This window comes from Candidatus Lokiarchaeum ossiferum (assembly GCA_025839675.1).
Classification (GTDB): Archaea; Asgardarchaeota; Lokiarchaeia; order Sigyniarchaeales; family Promethearchaeaceae; genus Lokiarchaeum; species Lokiarchaeum ossiferum.
Genome location: CP104013.1, coordinates 2004126 through 2021412, shown reverse-complemented (window position 1 = coordinate 2021412; position 17287 = coordinate 2004126). Strand labels below are relative to the sequence as shown.

Genomic DNA, 17287 nt, shown 5'->3' with positions numbered 1-17287 from the left:
TCCACATTGAAGAGGTTGTTGAGGTTAATTAACAAAGTAAATCTAAAAATTTTCTCAAGTCTATTGATCTGGGTAATTTTTACAAATTGTACTCATTTAGAGGGCACTTTATCTTATAACACTCGAGTCTTTCCAATATCTTCTTCAATTGAAGAAATTGTAGGAACCTCTGATAACTCTTGGTCTTGGGGAATTAATGTTGGAGACTCTCTCATTTATGAGTTTCTTGAACCTCAATCGGAATGTGAGTATACATATTTTAAATATGTGATATCCGAAGCCTGTATTCCGAATCTTTGCGGCGATTCTCCAGAAAATTCATTCTATTCAGTTATGGCTGATTTTTATGTTTGGGATTATAATGGCACTGTCGGTCATTGGCTTGCTGATGATGATTTCCGTAGTAAGACTGATGATTCTACTTTAATTGGAAATACCAAAGAAACAGGTGAAATTATTCTAAATCTCCCTGAGTTTCCATTAGTTTTTCCGTGTAATACAACCATAACCCAAATGTTAGGTGAAAATTTGGGGGCTCTTTATGATATGCAAGAATTTTTCTCAGAAGAGATGATGAATATTAATTTCACAGATTATTCATTTTTTACAGAAATAATTGATTCCACTTATGATTATTTATTAAATTTTACAATCAACCCCGTTTTAGGTGCAATTGACTACTTAGATATTAGATTGCCTGATAATATCTCTGGAATGCTTGATTTTGAAATTCATTCTATTAAATCGGGGACTATTCCTGGAAATAATCTACCCGTTGCAAATGTTTCAGTGATACAATCAAAAAATGAAGTGGAATTCTACAGCATTTCAGAATCTGAAGATCCGATTATCAATTATCTTTGGCAATTTGGAGATGGTTTTAACTCAACAACTGCCTCAGATATTCACCTCTTTAATGCTACAGGGACATACGCGGGTAATTTGACAATTTGGGATTGTAATGGTGATTTTTCCATCCAAAACTTTAAAATTGAAGTGGTATCTATTCAAAGATTACATTCAGTTCCCGGATATCATTCTGAAACTATATTAATTGTTGGATTATTGGCAATATTTGTTTATTTTACTAAAATGCTAAGGAATATAAAGATCAAATTTCCATAAAAACTGCTAGCTGATGATTTTAAATTTAGTGATCATTTTATAAATTCACTGAATGATCATGCAGAATTTGAAACAAAAACGGGATATTAGCGAGATTCTTCATCATCTAGGAGAAGAAAACCTCCCTTTCAACGCTATGTCTCCTCCCATATTTCAAACATCCATCTTCTCGTTTGATTCCTATGAAGATTATCAAGCTGCTTTGGCTGACGAAACGCATAGTTTTCTATATTCTCGTGGAAATAATCCAACCGTTAATCTCGTTGAACAGAAAATTGCTGCGTTAGAACATGGTGAGCAAGCGAAATTAATGTCTTCTGGGGTGGCCGCCATATCTGCGGCTGTGATGGCTTTTGTTAAAACGGGAGATCATATTATCTCCATCCGAGATTGTTACACATGGGCTAAAACATTATTCACAACCTATTTGGGGCGATTTGGTGTCGAACATGATTTTGTGGATGGGGTGGATCCTCAAGATTTTGCCAAAGCAATTAAACCGAATACGAAAATTATCTACCTTGAAAGTCCTACCTCCTTGACTTTTAAGATCCAAGATCTCACTGCCATTGCTAAGATTGCAAAAGATAATGGAATCAAAACGATTATTGATAATACATGGGCAACGCCTCTTTATCAAAATCCCATAGATCATGCGATAGATATCGTTGTACATTCCGCATCAAAATATTTTGGGGGTCATTCAGACTTGGTGGCTGGAGTGATAATCGGTAACAAATCTGATATGCTTCAGATTTATAAACAAGAATTCCTTAATATCGGTCATGTGCCAGATCCCTTCATGGCATGGCTAATCTTGCGAGGGATGCGGACCCTACAAGTCCGTTTAAGACAGCATAATGCAGGTGCTCAATTAATCGCTGAATTTTTGGAAAAACATCCGAAAGTTGAAAGCGTTTGTTATCCCTTTCTTTCCTCGTTCCCACAGAATAATTTAGCTAAGTCCCAAATGACCGGTGGAGCTGGGCTCTTCTCTTTTCGAGTGAAATCTCACAATGTAGAAAAAATTAAGCAGTTTGTAAATTCCATTAAAGTGTTTAAAAGAGCGGTAAGTTGGGGGGGTTATGAGAGTTTAATATATGCGAATGCTATCTCCTATGTTGAGAATATACCTGAAGATCGTATCTCGTTGATCCGAATTCATATCGGATTAGAAAATCCACAGTTGTTAATGGATGCTTTAAATGATGCTTTGACCTGTTTGTAACTTGCATGTTTGTCAAATGTCTCATTTTTTTCGGTTCTATTGCTAAAGTGTAGATTTTAGACAGAATCACTGTAATATTAATCGGAAAGATTTACTATCGACCAACTTTGATTGCATCAAGGTTCAATGTTGCTAGTAATTTCAAGTATTTTTTTCCATATACTATCTGATTTTTAAGGTATGTTCATCCAAAATCTACACTTTTTCATTCATTAGTGGAAATTTTTATATATAGATCGTTCTGATGTTATTGTTCTATGCTTTTCCTCGATTTATATTCCATAATATCTAAAAATTAAGGATGTGCAAATAATATTCACAAACTATTTATTCTTAGGAAACCTAGTTCCTAGTAAGAATATGTCTATCAAAAATGTTGTAATTGTCGGTGGAGTTGCTGGTGGTGCAAGTACAGCAGCTCGATTACGTCGTTTAAGTGAAGATGTTAACATAATTATGCTCGAACGTGGTCCTTATGTCTCATTCGCTAATTGCGGTCTCCCTTACTATGTAGGGAATGTAATTAAAGAGCGTGATGCACTAGAATTAATGACTCCGGAACTCTTCAATGAACGATTTAATTTTGATGTGCGGGTAAAGCACGAGGTAATTTCTATCAATCGAGAAGAAAAAACAGTTACAGTCAAAAAACTGGAAAATGATGACGAGTACGTGCTATCCTATGATGTGTTAGTTCTATCACCTGGAGCCAAACCCATTGTTCCTCCTATTCCTGGTCTAAATGAAGTGCCTCACTTTGTTATTCGAGATATTCCAGACGTGGAGAAAATTACTAAATTCATTGAATATAATAAAGTAAATCATTCAACAGTAATTGGAGGGGGATATATTGGAATTGAAATTGCTGAGAATTTGCGTGAGCGAGGCTTCGATGTCGAAATCGTAGAAATGGCACCTCAAATTTTAATGCCGTTTGATTTTGAAATGGCTCAAATTGCACATCAAGAAATGGGCTTTAATGGCGTAAAATTACACTTGAATGAACGGGCCGTTGGATTTACTAAACCTGGAGAAAAAACCATTGTAAAATTGGAAAGTGGTGATTCTATAGAAACGGATTTGCTGATCATGGCCGTTGGAGTGATGCCGGATACTAGTTTAGCTCGAAATGCTGGATTAGATCTTTCTGCAAGGGGACATATTGTTGTAGATCATACCATGCATACATCAGATCCTAATATTTTTGCTGTAGGGGATGCAATTCAAGTCCATAATATGGTTTTAGATGAACCCTGGGCTGTTCCATTGGCAGGGATCGCCAATCGACAAGGGAGGGTTGCAGCTGACAATATTGCAGGTGTTGAAACGCATTGTGAAGGTGTATTGGGCACTTCCGTCCTTAAAATCTTTGGAATGATTGCAGCTGCCACGGGTATGAATGAGAGAACTTTAAAAACTAAAAGTATTTCATATGAAAAAATTTACGCTCATCCTAATAATCATGCTGGATACTATCCTGGTGCCTCTTCGATTTCTTTAAAACTATTATTTGAGATACCTACTGGAAGAATTCTTGGGGTTCAAGCAATTGGGGGGAGTGGTACTGAAAAACGAATTGATGTCATTGCAACGGCAATGAAATTTGGGGGCACTGTATTTGATTTAGAACGATTAGAACTTTCTTATGCTCCTCCATTTGGATCTGCCAAAGATCCGGTAAACATGCTCGGTTTTATAGGTTCCAATATTCTTCGCAGGACAATGAAAATCTGGCATTGGCATGATGTTGACCAAATTCGAGAACAAGGTGGGGTATTCTTAGATGTGAGGACTAAAGAAGAATTTGATATTGCACATTTCGAAGGGGCTCTTAATATTTCGGATTTAGAATTACGTAAAAAAATTGATTTGATTCCTCGAGATAAGCCTATCTATATTAATTGCCAAGTTGGATTTCGGGGATATCTTGCTTACCGTACTCTCATTCAACTCGGATTTTCAGAAGTTTATAATTTAACTGGTGGATATAAGACCTTTGAATATGCTCAAATGAGACCTGAAGAATTTGCACCTATGGCTGTGGATCCACGTGTAAAGATTTTAGAACAACGATTAGGGAGGCCGGGGGATGATATATCTGGTCAAAAAGAATTAAAAGTTGTAAATGCATGTGGTCTTTCTTGCCCTGGACCCTTAAATTCTATGATTGTAGGCTTGAAAGATCTTCCAGAAGAACAATTTTTACAAGTGCAAGCTACTGATCCTAGTTTTGCATCCACGATCAAAACCTATGTAGAGCTGAATGATGGGATTGATTTGATTTCTCTAAAGAAGAAGGGTGATATCCTATTGGCCACAGTTTTCAAGAAGAAGGCATATGTGGATGCAACACCTACAATTTCAGAATCTGAAGAAACTAAGAAAAAAGATAAATCGATTCGGCCTGTAGGTCTTCCAATTTTATCTGAAATTACTGCGGAAGATTTGTATGCAGAATTGCATTCTGATAATCCACCTCCAATTATCATTGATACTCGTGAAAAATCAGAATGGAATCAAGGTCATTTGAAGGAAGCTACTCTCATCCCATTGGGAAAACTACAAGGAGAGATGAAAAAATTGGAACAATATAAACAACAAGAAATAATTACAATCTGTCATAGTGGTTCTCGTTCGTATATGGCCGGTCGATTACTTCAAAGGGCAGGATTTGAATACATTCGTTCGGTTCAAGGTGGAATGATCGCTTGGGTTCGTGCGGGATATAAATACGTATAAATTCGCCCTTTTTTACTTTTATTTGTCTATTTTTTACAATATTTTTCCCAGAGAGTATCAAAGATAAAAGGAATAACCTCATGAAATTCATCTAAAAGAGGGATCATTAACTGACGCATGGAAGGGTGAGCTGTTGGCGCACAACGTAATTCAAAAATGTGGAACCATTCACGTAAGTTAGTTGCCACACATATTTCTGTTTTAATACTAATCGGGAGATTTGCTCGGGCGATTTGTGGTTTGAATTTTTGGTCACGAAGTGCAATATATGCAGTTTCTGCTCGTTTCATGCCGTCCAACCAATCTTGGTAGGCTTGACTGTGTTTTAGGTGACCTGGTGGAGCGATTACTGTAATTTCTTTTCCAAATTTTCCTTTCGTATAATCACAATATCGTGTGCTTTCCTGTGCAAAACTGCACATTCGATGTCGAACAATTTCATGGGAAAAACCTCTATCACAGAAAAAACGCACCGTGAACATTCCTCCAAATTCAATCATTGCCCAGTGCCCTCGTGACACTAAACCTCGAACTAACCGTTCACCCGATCCAAGTTGAATCAGATCTTCCGATTTATAACATGTTCGTGCTGCTAATTCAATTCTTTGGAAAATAACCTCCTTATCCCAGTCAGATTCTGTGATTTGAAGCCGTTCAAAATACGGTTCAATAACAATTACCATGGTAAGAAATTGGAAAAAAGGAGAAATAAACTCTTACCTTATCTGCTTAATATGGCAGATAAAGGATGTAAATGCTTATTGTTTGAGGTATTCTTTGAGAAAATTAATATTCCATTCATAGCATACTCCATCCCAATTTTGAATTTTTGTTTTAAATTCCGACTTGGATATTGGGGTATCTTCTGTTTTTGTTTCAATGCGTTTTTTGATAATTTCAATTAACTCAGTGACATAGTCTACTTGGATAGTTAAATCATCTTTGGTTGATAAAGGACCGTGTCCAGATACGTAAATGTCAATATCTTTATCCATATAGGTTTTCAAAACTTCATTGAGTAACTCAGGTTTTCCAGATCCGATCCAAGCAAAACAGTCTGAGAAGAGGAGATCACCCATAAAACAGATTTTTTCCTTTGGAAAATATGCAACTAAGTCACCATCGGTATGAGCTTCACCTACATTGGTGAGATGAACGGTGCGCTTTGTTCCATAAATTATTAATTCTTTTTTTATAATCGTATCTGGGAGTCTTACTTCAAATTCTGGATTACGCATTCGGGTGATAAAATTCAATTCATTTTTAATATTTTTCCGTTTGGTTTCATCTGTTTCTGTTTCCAGTTGGGCTTCCAAATCATCTACTTCTTTTTGATCCAAAGCTTTAATTTCCCGCACACTTTTCATTGCTTGCTCTTTTGTAATATCATAAGTCGCTTGAGTACTAATCAAGGGTACGGATTGGTCAAATAAATTATTTCCAATAACATGGTCTGTATGGTAATGGGAGTTGATCACCATGGAAACTTGTTTTCCCGTAATTTCTTCCGCAGCTCTTTTTAAATCTTTAGCGGCAGAGTAGTTGAGAAAAGTATCAAATACAATAACATGATTGCCTAAATCAAAAAATCCAGCGTTAGATTCATATGAATCGTCTTTAAGACCTAAAGTCGCATAGATTCCCTCATGCAATTTATGGATTGTAAAATACGGGGAATCAAATTCAATTGCTTTTGACATGGTATTATACTATCAAAACTTAAATTTAAAACGTTCGAATAAAATTTCCATTCTCGAATATTTGAAAAAAGAATCTAAATTTCATGAACATTTTGCTTTTGATCAGTGAATATTTTTTGATATGGTAATAATCCACTGATAAGTGCTACTAAGAATTTACTGTAGTTTAAAAGGGCTTCATAGGTATGGAAAGTAAGAATTAAATCATCTGGAGATTTAGTGTCAATAGAAACACCTGTAGTTAAATAACTTCTAAAGTGAGCTTCTTTGAGAAATAAATATTGGTCTTTTGGTTCAGTTTGAGCAATAAAATTTACAATGACCCCATCTTTTGGGAAATTAGCTCGATCCAAAACTCCATTTAGAAGCGCTTCTGGAGGTAAAATTGGATCATGTGTTTCTAAAAAGGATTTTATTAGTTGGGGAGAAAATTGGCGGTTAATTTTTTTGAAAGCCGTAATCCCATCATAGATGTAGATTAATCCTCCTTCAACTACTTCTAAATAGAATCCTCCTTGGATTTGCTCGCTTAAGTGATGGTTAAATAAATCAATGTACTTCACTATTTTCGTAAATAGAGGTATATTTGAAGTGACTTTTATGTAAATTGATTTGTTTCCCATTATTTTCAAATAACTAGTGAACTTATTCCTTAAAATAGTTATTGACTGATAAAATTCTCTATTTAAAGTACAGAATTTTCCATAAAAAATGAGGAAAATGTGCCTTTTTTTTTGCTTTTTTTTTTACCTCTAAATAAATGGAAGTAAATTTTTAAATGGATAAAGGAAAAGCATAAATTAATAGCTTGATGTGATTTGCAAAATGATTTTTGAACTAAATAAACCAGAAGCGACAGCACAGGCTCTCGCTATTTTACGTGATCCTTCGTATTTTCAATGGTATGTTATTCCATTGTTAGTAATTGTAATGTTTATTTACTTTACGGAAATGGGCAAGAAAAATTGGAAGGGTATTGCAGGGGGAATGATGCTATATGGAATTCATTGGTTTGTAGAAATTGTGAATGCCCTGATTCAACATTGGTCTGACCATGCATTGTGGACTGTTCCCACCGGGACTGCATACTTAATTTTGGTTGGGGTTGGTATTGAGCTGAGTTTGATGTTTTCAATTGCGGGGCTTGCTACAACTCGTTTATTACCAGAAGATAAAACGGAAAAAGTGTTGGGGGTTAATGTCCGAATCTTTTATGGTGTTTTCAATGCGGCTTTAGCATCTATTATTGAAATATTCCTGGTGACTACTCCCGCGTTTGTTTGGGTTTATCCATGGTGGGGGGCTCTCACGGTCTTTTTGTTTGTTTACATCCCCTTCTTTTTGGGAGCCACGTACGCCTATTATTGGGAGCCAAAAACTCAGAAAATTGTCTTGAGTTCGATATGGGGGTTGAATATCATACTTTTAGCGATTTTTATTCCATTAGGATTCATCTAACGTGCCCTATTTATTTTTTTGTATCTTCACTATTAATCTAAATTGATAAAAATAAGTAGAATTATTTCCATATTGTAGAAATTCTCACAAAGGACTCTAAATATATAGAGAAAAAATGGTCTCGTTATAAAATATCCGATAAATTTTCAACATTAAAGACATTTAATATTAGGCTTATGTAGGGTTTTTGCTGATTGTGATGCTGGATTTCATTCCTTTTTTTTTTAGAAAATTTCACAAATGAATAACTTTCAAATCTGTTAGTTTAGGTTACGAACTAACAGATCAGCAATTTGATTAAGGTATTGACGATCTATCTCAGAAAATGCTCCTGCAACATCCGAATCCACATCTATCTGCCCCAAAATTTTTTGCTTGTCCTTTAGTAATACCACAATTTCCGATTTAGTTTGAGTGGAACATGCCAGATAGTTATCTAATTTGGTAACATCTTTAACGATGATATCTTCACCGGTTTCAACCGCTGTTCCGCATACACCTTGACCTTTCTGGATTTTAATATGATCTGTTGGAAGTCCAATGTAAACCGGGTAAAGTGTAAGCATTGCTTTTGGTTCATCGTATTCATAAATCCCTGTCCATTGAAAATGGGGGAGGTTACTTAATTCTTTAATTACTATATCAAATTTTTCCTGTTTCGTTGTTAGGTTTTGAAGTGTTTTTGTTATCTTTTCTATTATCACTTTGTAAAGAGCTGACTTTTCTTCGTTACTAAGCATAAATGTGGGTGTAATTGAAAGTAATTAAGGTTTTTTGTATGGAAGTGACCTCGAATAGATATTATTAGTCTTAATTTTCTAACAAAATCACTGAAATATAATCAATTGTTATCGTATCCTTAGTTTCAGTAATGTCTGCTTTTATTTTTATTTGGCGATTTACAAATGGATGCAAAATTGGATCTTCTTGCCAGAGATGTGTTTTTTTTCGAATTAAGATTTTTTTCCAATGGGCATATTTTCCAGAGGGAATTAAATAATATTCCGGTCCCTCGGATAATGTTCCTGATCCTTGTTGCTGTGAAATAAGTTTACCACTTATCGAGGTTGTATAAAATCCCATGAATTTATGAAGTGTTTTTAACCAATAAATTTTTTTTTAGTTTAGTAATATTAACAATAAATTAACTTTTTGTTGTCATAAGATGAAATTTTTCAAAACCTTTAAATAGTCATATTTATTATATATTATTATATTACGACAACAAATAGTTGTCTAACAACGGAGAAAAAAAAGATGTCAATTACTGAAACAAAAAATGAAAGTACTGATATGGCCGAACATAAAATTGAACCTAAATACAAAGTGACTCCTCGCTATGGAGTGTGGAGTAAAGATGATAAAATTACTGTGCAAGTCGCACTTCCAGGTGTCAAAAAAGCCGATATTGAAATGAAAGTCCTACCTAATTATTTTACACTACGAGCACCTCGAGGGGAAGTCATGTACACTCTGGATCTTGAAATGATCAAAGTAGAGCCAGAAGTGAGTAAAGCTGAATATGAAGAAGGGTTATTGAAAATCGAATTGAAACGATACAATCCTTTAGAACATGCTTATGAGGTAAAAATTGAATAATAATTTTTTAAATTATTGGAGATGAAAAAAAATGGCAATCGTACAACGTGATATAAAAGAAAATTTAACTGAATCAGAATCCAAAAAAGAAGAACAAGAAACATTATACAAAGTCTATCCAGACATGCGTAGAAATATAAATTATGATAAACGGGAAATTACTTTTGAAGTAAGTTTACCTGGAGTCAAAAAAGAAGATATAAGCCTTAAATCCTTACCAAACTGGTTCCATCTTAATGCTAAGAGAGGACAGCTTATGTACAGTGCTAACCAAAATTTTGGAAAGAAAATTATTCCCGAAAAAACCACTGCAAAATATGAGAATGGATTATTAACCATATGGGCCAAAATTCCTGACCCTTTTGATGGAGCAAAAGAAATTAATTTTTAGGAGGAATAACGATGAGTGAAAAATCAACTGATAAGCCAGAAATTAAATATCAAATTACCCCCACTAGCCATTTTAATTACGAAAATGTAAAGAAAGAATGGAATCTTGAAGTTCATCTTCCCGGTGTGGATAAATCAAAGGTGAAATTTCGAGTTCTCCCAACTCTATTTGATTTGGAAGCCATCCGAGATCAAGCGCAATATTCGCTTCATGGACATTTTCCATGGGAAATTGATATAGATTCGGTAAGTGGAAAGTATGAAAATGGGCTCTTATATATTTCAGGGAAAGTAAAAAATCCCCTTGATGATGCATTTCATCTTCAAGTTAAATAATTTTTTCTATTTTCTTGGCAAAAAATACATTTTTTTTCCACAATTTATCTCTTTCTTCACCAATATTGTTGGGTTGCTTCCGTTTCTGCAAAGAAATACATTTATTTAGATGGGAAAAAATACATTAAGCAGAGTACGTGATATGGCTTTAAATCAGATCAAAAAAATTGATTCTCTTATCCAAGATGGATCTAATTTAGAGGCCTTGGATTTAATCTTAACGTTATCTAATAATTCAACACTATCATTTCAAGAAAGAAATCAATACAAGCTTCTACATTGCCAAACGTTATACGAGTTAGATGATTATAATCTTGCTTTGAAGTACTCTTATGATGGATTTCAAAATTTATCAAATTCATCTGAATTAGTTGAAAAAGTTCAATTTGGATGTATTCATGCAAGATCATTAAAATGCTTGGGAAAACTATCTGAATCTCGAAGCTTCTTAGATGAGCTAGAAGTATTGATTAAAACTTCGGCACTTAACAAAAAGCAATATAAATTATTTTTTGCAGATATTTGTTCCATTCACAGTGATATTTTTTGGTTTCAAGGAGAATTGGATAAGGCTTTATTAAATGTGCAGAAATCACTTCAAATTCGAGAAGTTTATGGAGATCAAAATTCAATTGCTGAATCCCTCGGAAAAATTGGTGTTGTTTATTGTGAACAAGGCGACCTATCAAGTGGGTTAATCTACCTTGAAGAAGCATTGACCATCTATACTGAAACAAATAATCAGAAAGCTCTTGCAAAAATATTAAATAATATCGCATGGATTCATAAACTGCTTGGGAATCTGGATGTAGCTCTCAAATATTTAAAAGATGCCCAACTTCTATTAAGAAAAATTGGAATTAAAAAGGATTTACATGATATACTTGCAAATATTGGAATAATATATCGTCAAAAAGGTGATTTGGACACCAGCTTGTATTATTTAAATAAATCTCTCTCCTTGGTAAATGAAGTTGGTAATCCAATCATATTAGTTGATATTTTATACTATAAATTGCTTGTAATGTTAGATAAAAAGGATTTTGCTGCAGCGGATTCTTGTTTCACAAAAATAAAAAAAATTGGTGCTTCTCTCAATAATCCTCGCATTAAAATTCAATATCAACTCGCACGTGCTTTGATAACTAGGCAGAATTTACGCTCCCGGAATATTTTTATTGCCTCCACCATCTTCCAAAAAATTATTGCTCATCCAGTGATTCGACACGAATTTACCGTTATCGCTATGTTAAATTTAAGTGACTTATTGTTAGTTGAACTCCGAACTTCGGATGATGTAAGAATCATAGATGAAATTGACCAAATTATTGAAAAATTATTAAAAATTGCTCAAATGCAAAAATCCTATATTCTTTGGGCCGAAATATATTCACTTCAAGCGAAATTAGCTTTAATTCAATGGGATTATAAACGAGCTCGTCACTTATATCAAAATGCTCAACTTTTAGCTGAAAATCAGGGTTTAAAACAATTTGCCATCAAAATATCCAACGAACATGATACACTTGTGGAAAAACAATCAATGTGGGAAAAAATGGCTGATAATGATGTTTCCCTTTCCAAAAGAGTTGATATGGCGCAAATTGAATCGCAAATGGAACGGATGTTGCGGGATGGCGTCGTAAATAATTCTAAAATTGAACCAGAGACCCCTCTTTTACTTAATATCATGAGTGAGAACGGTCCAAATATCTTTACTTACAAATTCCTTAAGGATTGGCAATATGATGATCAATTATTTGGGGCTTTACTATCCGCGTTTCAATCTTTTAGTGGAGAATTTTTTTCAGAATCTTTTGATCGGGCAAAATTTGGAAAATATAATATTCTTTTGAAACACGAAGATCCAATTATTATCTGTTATGTCTTTCAGGGAAAATCTTTCTTAGCAAAACAAAAAATGCGTCAATTTACCAAGTTTTTACGCAAAAATAAATCTGCTTGGGAATGCTTATATTTTTCTGCCCAAAATGGAACTGTTATCAACCCCGGGAGATGCCTTTCTTTAGAACTTCTTATTTCTCAAGTTTTCAAAGATCAAAATCACTCCTAAAAAAAGCGCTCGAATATGGATGGGTGAATTTTTAAAGTGCGTAGGATTGTTTAAAATCTAAGGTTAAAATCATGAGATTCTTTGCACCTGCTTTAATGGATAATCCTGAAGAAACTGACAAAAGTACTTTTCTTCGCTTGATACTTAAAAAACGACCAGAATATGTTATTGTTTGGGATGTTCATGGAAAAGATATGCAAGAATTTCATAAACGCGTTTGGGTATGTCAATATGTCGCAATAGTAGGAGATACTGTCTATTATTCGCAAAGCCGTCATTATGCAACCCGAGCCAAAGTGCTTTATAATTTGGAAAACATTGTTCATATTGAATCTGATTATCAATGGGAACAAGAACTCCCTGCAGGAAGACGTTTTAAGCCAATAAAATATTTTGCTCCTTCGGTGGTAGAAATTCCTGAAGAAATTGCCTTAGAAGATTTTATTAATAAGATGCTTGCAATTCGTCCCAAGTATGCCGTCATCTGGGGATTAACACTGAAGGATCTCGAATATATTGTTTCACGGGTGTATGTGGTTAGTTTCATGTTAGTGATTGAAGATACTCTATATTATAGTTTCGCTAAGCATTTTGCGTATGCAGCTCAAAAAATGTTTCAAGTTCCCCACCGAAAACAGATCTCAATCCAAACTCCTGAGATTTAAAAATCTTAAATTATTAGAATCAAATCGGATTGTCTTTTTCCTATAGTTATAAGCAGAAAAAGTATTTGCCATCCAAACTCGTAATTACAATCGGTATATAGCGCAAATCTTTTTAGAACTTCCAGAAATATAACATTCCGACTTAGAAGCTTTGAAAACCCAAAAGATAGATGTTGTATTCAAAGTAAATGAAAAAATGGGGATGTTTTTTGAGTTTTTTTTTAAGATTCCTCGTTTTTTATGAAAAAAAAGAATTGTGGTTAAGCATACAATCCAACGGATTGAGTTGGCGGATTTGATTGAATTTTGCGTTTAGTTTTAAAATTTTCGATAGCTTTTAAAAGATCCTTTTGTAAAACCCGTTTCCGGGCTTTTTTTGTATTGTTTAAATGATCACGCAGAGCTATCATTGAAGCCTCCATGCACACGGCTTTAATATCTGCTCCGCTTAACTCATCGCTCCGTTGGGCAAGTTCTTCAAGATGAATGCCATATTTGGGTGTTTTTTTGAGATGTATTTTAAAAATTGCTTGGCGACTCGCTTCATTTGGGAGGGGGAGTTCAATGATGCGATCAAATCTTCCTGGTCGCAGAATTGCTGGATCTAAAATATCGATGCGATTTGTTGCCGCAATTAATCGAATATTATCATTATTTTCAAATCCGTCCATTTCTGCTAATAATTGCATTAAAGTTCGATTTACTTCTCGCTCACCTGATTGATTTTCGGCTGTTCGATGTGCTGCGATGGCATCGATCTCATCAACAAACACGATCACAGGTCCTTTTTCATCCCGAGCTTTCTTAAAAATTTCCCTCACCAAACGAGCTCCTTCGCCAATGAATTTTTGTACAAGTTCTGGGGCAGCGAGCTTTAAAAATTTGGCTTGAGCTCCATTCGCGGTGGCTTTTGCTAAAAGCGTTTTTCCAGTCCCTGGTGGACCATATAACAACACTCCACGAGGTGGGCTTATGTTAAATTCCTTAAACACTTCCGGTTGACTAAGAGAAAGTTCTATCACTTCTCGCATCTCCATAATCTCTTGTGACAATCCTCCAATTTCCTCATACGTTGTATCTGGTAGTGTCATTAATTCCATAGCTACTACGTTAGGATCGATGAAACTCGGAAGCACTTCCATTATACTCATCGATCTTTGATGTAAAGCGACATTATCTCCTTCATGAATCGCCAAATTTGGGTCATAATGGCACACAAACATTTGGCCTGAAATCAAGCGAACTACGGCTCGATTTTCATCTTCTGTGATTAATTTCTCAACAACCGCTACTGGAAGAGGATTTAAATTTAATTGTTCCAATTTTGTCTGTGCTTCTAAAAATTTTCGCTTATACATATCTCGATCTGCCAGGACGTTCTGTAATTTCATTTCCATAGCGAGTTTTTTGCGAAGGATGAGCTTTTCCATTTGTCGGAGGCGACGGATTTCTTCTGTGAGTTGATTGGGCTCGAAAGTGGACAATTTATCATTGTCTACGTATTGTGTGGCTTTTGATCTTGGCATGGCAATTATCTTGTAAGGGAAAATTTTTGTTATTAAATGTCACAGTCAGAGATTTTTTTGATTTTTCTAAGAATGATTCGTATTATTTCATGTTAAGGGCTTGATATGTAAGTGACTTTTTGTCGAGATCAAGTATAAATAAAAGTTTTTACTTACATCACGATTTCTTGGTATTCAAGAGAATTATTCAAAACTTTTTTCTATTCTTATTCGTTTTCTGTACTTGGGTCGAATTATCTATGGATTGCTCAATTTGATTAAATATTTGAATTCTTGAGATTTAGTTTGGATAGGAAGAATAAGATTTGGTTTTTTCTGTTGTATTGCATCTATTTCAAATCATCTAATGTTTATTAAGAATTGAGTTATAATTGCAAAAATGAGTGTATCGTTATCTGATCTGTTCCATGAAAGTTGAATATAACTGATTACTTATTTTAAATTATAAGACATAATGTCAGTATTCATTTATTAGGTATGTCTAACATATATATATTCTAACTTATCTATTGAGTTAGGGAGAACACAAAATGTTTATTGAATTCTTAATCACATTTAGAGAAACTTTCGAAGCAGCCTTGATAATTGGTATCATATTCTCCTATTTGAGAAAAATTGACCAATTTGAGAAGAGGAAATATGTTTTTATGGGTACTTTTCTTGGAATTATTTTTAGTATTCTCGGAGCCATAATATTTCAATCGATTTTAGGTGGATTTGAAGGTCAAGTAGAAGAAGTTTTTGAAGGGTTTATGATGATCATTGGTGCGACCATGATTACAACTATGGTAGTTTGGTTACATCGTCAATCAAAATCCTTTAAATACATAGAAACTACGATAAATCGATCCTTAGATAAATCTCAATCCTATGGCATATTCTTTCTCGCGTTTATTTCTGTTTTGCGAGAAGGGATTGAAACAGTCATATTTTTGAGTGCATCAACACTTTCCCAAGAATCCTTTTCACTGTTTGGATCTATAGCTGGAATAGTCGTTGCCATTTTTGTTGGAATGTTGGTCTACAAAGGGACTATCAGTATTAATTTGAGAGCATTTTTTAATATAACATCCCTTTTCTTAATAATTGTCGCTGCTGGATTATTATCCTATGGAATACACGAATTACAAGAAGCAAATATTATCCCAACAATTATTGAGCATATTTACGATATTAACCCATTGATTTATGAGAAAGGGACTCTTGGATCTTTACTAAATGCTATATTTGGATATAATGGAAATCCAAGTCTAATTGAAACCCTTGCTTACCTCATTTATCTGGCCATTACACTCTTCACTTATTTTGGAGTTCCTTCGATTAAAAATGCAAAAGAAATCTCAAAATCTCTGAATTGCTTAGACCAAGATGAAACAGTTGATAAAAATAATATCTTAGCATAAATTCCCTTATTTTGAATTTTCCTTTTTTTCCCAAAATATTTAATCATTGATGTTCCACTTGTATGGGGAGTATACAAATAATATCCATGTCCAAATTTATAAAAATCGTTAACATAACTGATTTCTCTTCAAATATTGGGAAAATCCTCCCAATTTGGAATGGAAAAATTTATTGGTAATCTTCTAATTCCATATCTTGTTATAATGATCACTTTTACAACTATCATATCAATGCTCATGCTTGGCATAGGATTAAGTATGGATAGCCTTGCCTTATCTGTTTCTTGCGGACTTCAGGCTACCGAGAATAAAAAGCAAATGGCATTGAAAGTAGGATTTATTTTTGCGTTCGTGCAAGCTTCTACCCCGCTATTAGGTTATTTTTTGGGGAGTTTTTTTGCCGAACAGATTGCCTTTATCGATCATTGGATTGCTTTCGGATTACTTGGGTTCATTGGTGGACATATGCTAAAAGAAGGAATTGTCCACAATAATGGTGGAGAATGTGAAGAAAAAGATCTTACTTTGCTGGTTCTATTTACCATGGGTATTGCTACTAGTATCGATGCTTTAGCGGCCGGAATTAGTTTAATTGCAACCGATCTTCCTATACTTTGGACTATTATTATTATTTTTGGGGCAACCTTGGGATTTTCATTATTTGGATACTCGTTTGGTAATAAATTAGGAACTTTGTTTCAAAGTCGTGCTGAAATTTTCGGTGGGATTGTCCTTATCGGGCTAGGGATTAAAATTTTGATTGAACATTTACTACTGATGTAATTTTTAATTTTTTTCTTATTTTCACTGATCTTCTATATTTTTCTACCTTTGAGTTTCTCAAGGCAGCAAAACGAATTGAATGCTAGTGATATGGTGCATAAATAGTGAAATGATCAGTATTCCGTTCCCAATATTAAGAAATAATAATGATCATGAATTTACTCCAGCAACAAGTTTGAAAATATATATTCTAGAGACAATTGTGTTCTTTTTTTTCACAAAATTGATTCGACTTCCTTGCAAAAATAAATCAAAATTGTT

The 17287-nt window shown here is 34.2% G+C and carries 17 protein-coding genes; 11 read left to right on the top strand and 6 right to left on the bottom strand.

Annotation, left to right across the window (positions count from 1 at the left end):
• Positions 1-18: 18 nt before the first annotated feature.
• From NEF87_RS08285 to NEF87_RS08275, 3 genes are all read left to right on the top strand, one after another.
• Positions 19-1125, top strand: coding sequence for a PKD domain-containing protein (locus tag NEF87_RS08285; RefSeq protein ID WP_457919410.1), 1107 nt, complete (start codon positions 19-21; stop codon positions 1123-1125).
• A gap of 58 nt (positions 1126-1183) precedes the next feature.
• Complete coding sequence (locus NEF87_RS08280; RefSeq protein ID WP_457919409.1) at positions 1184-2353, top strand: aminotransferase class V-fold PLP-dependent enzyme; 1170 nt, start codon at positions 1184-1186, stop codon at positions 2351-2353.
• A 360-nt stretch (positions 2354-2713) separates the two neighbouring features.
• Positions 2714-5092, top strand: coding sequence for an FAD-dependent oxidoreductase (locus tag NEF87_RS08275; protein ID WP_457919408.1), 2379 nt, complete (start codon positions 2714-2716; stop codon positions 5090-5092).
• A gap of 26 nt (positions 5093-5118) precedes the next feature.
• On the opposite strand, the gene thyX is transcribed toward NEF87_RS08275, so the two are convergent.
• The 3 genes from thyX to NEF87_RS08260 all read right to left on the bottom strand — a co-directional run bounded on the left by thyX (position 5119) and on the right by NEF87_RS08260 (position 7415).
• On the bottom strand, positions 5119-5775 hold the full coding sequence (gene thyX, locus NEF87_RS08270) for an FAD-dependent thymidylate synthase (RefSeq protein ID WP_457919407.1): 657 nt from the start codon (positions 5773-5775) through the stop codon (positions 5119-5121).
• Between the two features lie 75 nt (positions 5776-5850).
• On the bottom strand, positions 5851-6792 hold the full coding sequence (locus NEF87_RS08265) for an MBL fold metallo-hydrolase (protein WP_457919406.1): 942 nt from the start codon (positions 6790-6792) through the stop codon (positions 5851-5853).
• 74 nt (positions 6793-6866) lie between these two features.
• Positions 6867-7415, bottom strand: a complete 549-nt coding sequence (locus NEF87_RS08260) for a hypothetical protein (RefSeq protein ID WP_457919405.1) — start codon at positions 7413-7415, stop codon at positions 6867-6869.
• A gap of 202 nt (positions 7416-7617) precedes the next feature.
• Here NEF87_RS08260 and NEF87_RS08255 point away from each other — a divergent pair, with 202 nt between their 5' ends.
• The gene (locus tag NEF87_RS08255; protein WP_457919404.1) at positions 7618-8250 is read left to right on the top strand and encodes a hypothetical protein; all 633 of its coding nucleotides are present in this window, start codon (positions 7618-7620) and stop codon (positions 8248-8250) included.
• A gap of 260 nt (positions 8251-8510) precedes the next feature.
• On the opposite strand, the gene NEF87_RS08250 is transcribed toward NEF87_RS08255, so the two are convergent.
• Positions 8511-8990: a GAF domain-containing protein gene (locus NEF87_RS08250; protein ID WP_371805980.1), complete on the bottom strand. Its 480-nt coding sequence runs from the start codon at positions 8988-8990 to the stop codon at positions 8511-8513.
• 70 nt (positions 8991-9060) lie between these two features.
• The gene (locus NEF87_RS08245) at positions 9061-9333 is read right to left on the bottom strand and encodes a hypothetical protein (RefSeq protein WP_371805979.1); all 273 of its coding nucleotides are present in this window, start codon (positions 9331-9333) and stop codon (positions 9061-9063) included.
• Between the two features lie 174 nt (positions 9334-9507).
• Here NEF87_RS08245 and NEF87_RS08240 point away from each other — a divergent pair, with 174 nt between their 5' ends.
• The 5 genes from NEF87_RS08240 (at position 9508) to NEF87_RS08220 (ending at position 13314) form a co-directional block, all read left to right on the top strand.
• A complete protein-coding gene (locus NEF87_RS08240; RefSeq protein ID WP_371805978.1) occupies positions 9508-9849 on the top strand; it encodes an Hsp20/alpha crystallin family protein in 342 nt (113 codons plus the stop codon).
• 31 nt (positions 9850-9880) lie between these two features.
• Positions 9881-10240: an Hsp20/alpha crystallin family protein gene (locus NEF87_RS08235; protein WP_371805977.1), complete on the top strand. Its 360-nt coding sequence runs from the start codon at positions 9881-9883 to the stop codon at positions 10238-10240.
• Positions 10241-10251: 11 nt separating this feature from the next.
• Positions 10252-10575: an Hsp20/alpha crystallin family protein gene (locus NEF87_RS08230; RefSeq protein WP_457919403.1), complete on the top strand. Its 324-nt coding sequence runs from the start codon at positions 10252-10254 to the stop codon at positions 10573-10575.
• Positions 10576-10684: 109 nt separating this feature from the next.
• Positions 10685-12649, top strand: coding sequence for a tetratricopeptide repeat protein (locus NEF87_RS08225; RefSeq protein ID WP_457919402.1), 1965 nt, complete (start codon positions 10685-10687; stop codon positions 12647-12649).
• A gap of 71 nt (positions 12650-12720) precedes the next feature.
• Positions 12721-13314 (top strand): hypothetical protein, encoded by a 594-nt coding sequence (locus tag NEF87_RS08220; RefSeq protein ID WP_457919401.1) that lies wholly within the window; start codon positions 12721-12723, stop codon positions 13312-13314.
• A gap of 260 nt (positions 13315-13574) precedes the next feature.
• Here NEF87_RS08220 and NEF87_RS08215 read toward each other — a convergent pair whose 3' ends face one another.
• Positions 13575-14744 (bottom strand): AAA family ATPase, encoded by a 1170-nt coding sequence (locus tag NEF87_RS08215; RefSeq protein WP_457920122.1) that lies wholly within the window; start codon positions 14742-14744, stop codon positions 13575-13577.
• A 626-nt stretch (positions 14745-15370) separates the two neighbouring features.
• On the opposite strand from NEF87_RS08215, the gene NEF87_RS08210 reads away from it, so the two are divergent.
• Both NEF87_RS08210 and NEF87_RS08205 read left to right on the top strand, forming a co-directional pair.
• The gene (locus NEF87_RS08210; RefSeq protein ID WP_457919400.1) at positions 15371-16243 is read left to right on the top strand and encodes an FTR1 family iron permease; all 873 of its coding nucleotides are present in this window, start codon (positions 15371-15373) and stop codon (positions 16241-16243) included.
• Positions 16244-16447: 204 nt separating this feature from the next.
• Positions 16448-17026, top strand: coding sequence for a manganese efflux pump MntP family protein (locus tag NEF87_RS08205; protein ID WP_371805972.1), 579 nt, complete (start codon positions 16448-16450; stop codon positions 17024-17026).
• Positions 17027-17287: the final 261 nt, after the last annotated feature.